Here is a 1,746-nt window from a genome sequence, read left to right as displayed (position 1 = left end):
CTGCGGAAATTGCTCGACCATCTCGGCAGTGAAATTGGCCAGCGGTTCAAATACAATTCTCGTGGTGATGTCTGATGTGATGTCGCGATCGATACCCTCGACAAACAGTGGAAGATCCTCGATCTGACGGAGCACACTCACCCTGATCAGCGCCTCAAGTTCAGTGTTAAGGCTCGTCCAGATCCAGGACCCGACTTCTCCGGCCCCACCGTGGCCACTGAAACTATTGGCGGCCAATCCAAGTCGTGTCTCCCATGGCTCAACGAACCGCTGCAACAGTTCGAGGCCTTGTCGACGTGCGACCCCGCCAGGAGTGAGCACGCATCGAGTAACTTCAGCAAAGAAACTCTCAGTACATTGATTTGCCTGTGCAGCAATTGGATCCGTGCCGCCGGCAAGCCGAATTGCATACGGGTCGACGAACATCCTGTTGTCGACCGAGATGTCAACGTCAAGGAAAGGCACGGGATCCGAGATCCCGTAGTAATCGGTAATGAGAGCCACGGCTCCCCCTTCTTAGGTTGTGGCCCAAAGAGGAGGAGGGACTACCTGTCCCAGGAAACTCCTGTACGCTCACGCCGACTCTCCAAAGTCATCGCCGCGCCCTCGGGCCGGTCCTGCCTCGACCTGACGTTTCAGGATCGAGACAGTTAGATGCGGGTGGTCGGCAGACGCCTGCAAGCATCGGCCGACCACTCATTTTTCGTTCCGGACGCCCTTGTGCTGCTGCGAGCTTCCGTTGAGAATCTTTCCGGTGGATGTGTCGCGTTTGAACCAGGTCTTCCCGACCTTGAATTCGCTGCGGCTTTTGACTGCGCCGACGCGATGTCCGCGCCCCGTGTTCTTCGCCATCTCAACTCCTGTTCACGATCTACAGTGTTGCAGTATTACAACACTGTATCGATATCGTACCACATTACGTTTCGGTACTGAAACAGTCTCCTGAGGCGTTAGGATTGCCGAGTGAGAGGAAAAAAGCAATGACACAGGCTGTAGAACTGGAGAAACTCGTAGGTGTTCTGGATTCGCGAATCACGGCGGAACACATTTCATGGAGAACGGCCGCAAGCCAGATTGGCGTGAGCCCGGCCCTCCTGTCTCGGCTCCGAAACGGTCTTCAACCCGATCTGCAGTCCTACGCCAAGATTGTGCGGTGGCTGGATATGTCCGCCGATGACTTCCTCGCCGAACCCGCACATTCAGTTCGTGGAGACGACAGCGACCAACGGGAACTCGAGACAGAAGTAAGTGCACTTCTCCGAGCACGTGCAGATTTGAACGAACAGGACAAGAAGCATTTGGAGGACATTTTCCGCTTGACGTTGGCGCACGTACGTGCGGGCAAAGCTGGATCTTGAGCGACGAATGGCAACGACAAAGAAGGCTCTTCGACAACTCGCCGACGAAGTCAGAGCAGAACTCGGATTGAGTCGGCACGATCCGTTCGACCCGCACATTTGGGCACAGGAGTACGGGGTCCCGTTCATTTCCCTGCACGACGTACCGTTGCCCGCGGAAGCGAGACGCAGATTCATCGTCGATGCGCCGGAACTTTGGTCCGCCGCGCTCGTTCAGAACGGAACGGGTCATGTCGTGATTTACAACCCCGCGCACACGCCGGCCCGAATCCGATCCAACCTGGCGCACGAGGTCGCACATTTCGTTGCCGAACACACCATCTCCGCAGCGTGGGTCGATCAGAGCAGGTGCGCTGGCACCAGCAAAGAGCAGGAGGGAGAGGCAAAT

Annotated in this window: 3 protein-coding genes and 1 pseudogene; 2 read left to right on the top strand and 2 right to left on the bottom strand. The window is 56.6% G+C overall.

What is annotated here, in order from left to right; all coding sequences use genetic code 11:
• Both ACH4F2_RS35985 and ACH4F2_RS35980 read right to left on the bottom strand, forming a co-directional pair.
• A pseudogene (locus ACH4F2_RS35985) lies at positions 1–504 on the bottom strand (hypothetical protein); the annotation flags it as partial.
• Positions 505–696: 192 nt separating this feature from the next.
• Positions 697–852 (bottom strand): hypothetical protein, encoded by a 156-nt coding sequence (locus ACH4F2_RS35980; RefSeq protein WP_185993519.1) that lies wholly within the window; start codon positions 850–852, stop codon positions 697–699.
• Between the two features lie 128 nt (positions 853–980).
• Between ACH4F2_RS35980 and ACH4F2_RS35975 the strand changes: the two genes are divergently transcribed.
• Entirely contained in the window at positions 981–1,358 is a 378-nt protein-coding gene (locus ACH4F2_RS35975; protein ID WP_138874149.1) for a transcriptional regulator, read from the top strand.
• Between the two features lie 7 nt (positions 1,359–1,365).
• A partial coding sequence (locus tag ACH4F2_RS35970) for an ImmA/IrrE family metallo-endopeptidase (protein WP_398136804.1) occupies positions 1,366–1,746 on the top strand: 381 nt, incomplete at its 3' end.

This window comes from Streptomyces sp. NPDC017890 (assembly GCF_044328675.1).
Classification (GTDB): Bacteria; Actinomycetota; Actinomycetes; order Streptomycetales; family Streptomycetaceae; genus Streptomyces.
This window is presented reverse-complemented; position numbering and strand designations above follow the sequence as displayed.

Excerpts from the sequence above, each read along its gene's own strand:
- ACH4F2_RS35975 (WP_138874149.1), top strand. The coding sequence starts at position 981 with ATGACACAGGCTGTAGAACTGGAGAAACTCGTAGGTGTTCTGGATTCG.
- ACH4F2_RS35980 (WP_185993519.1), bottom strand. The coding sequence starts at position 852 with ATGGCGAAGAACACGGGGCGCGGACATCGCGTCGGCGCAGTCAAAAGC.